Annotated in this window: 1 pseudogene; it reads right to left on the reverse strand. The window is 72.4% G+C overall.

What is annotated here, in order from left to right:
• Window positions 1-534, reverse strand: a pseudogene (locus tag GM668_RS30305) (hypothetical protein); the annotation flags it as partial.
• Window positions 535-721: the final 187 nt, after the last annotated feature.

The raw sequence follows: 721 nt of genomic DNA on the forward strand, positions 1-721 counted from the left end.
TGCCGCGCCATCCGCATGCGAAGGCGTTGCCGCGTCCGGGGGCGTGGCGGCGGCAGGCGCGCCGGATGCCGGTTTAGCCACGGGCGCGGCCGGAGCGGAAACCTGTGCCGGCGCGGCTGTGCCACTGCCTTTTATGTCGGCCACATCCTGCGCCGCAGGCTGCTGCACACTTTTTGGCGTGAACGGCTGGGCAGTAGCGCCGGGCAGCGCCGCTACCGCAGCCGTATCCGGCGCACTGCGATCGCTATCGGCTGGCGCAGCGGCATCCGGTTCGTCGGCAGCCGGTGTTTGCGGCCTGACGCGGGGCAACACGGGATGCACGGAGGCGGCAGGCCGTGCCGCCGCCATGTCTGGCGCCGGTGCGCCATGGGCTGGTGCGCTTGCCGCGTGTGGCCGCGGCCCGGTGCCGCCCATGCCGGCCATTTGCGCCAGTTCCATCTGGCGCAGCCAGCTGTCGCTGTGGTTGGCCACGTCGGCCGCGCGCAGCGGCGTGTGGCCGTCAGGCGGCGCCAGCGTAGAGGGGATGGTGGTCACTGCGATTTCCTCCAATGTAAGCGTTGCAGCCAGATATCGTCGGCCTGCTGGAAGGCGCGCCGGGCTGTGGCAAGGTCGTGTTCGGCCAGCGCCGCGTCGCGGTCGCGTTCAAGACTGTCGGCGCGGCGCCGCGCTTCCAGCAGGCGCGCCTGCACCGCGTCCCGTTCGTCGGCGCAGGCGCGCAGGG

This window comes from Pseudoduganella ginsengisoli, from assembly GCF_009720865.1.
GTDB lineage: Bacteria > Pseudomonadota > Gammaproteobacteria > Burkholderiales > Burkholderiaceae_D > Rugamonas > Rugamonas ginsengisoli.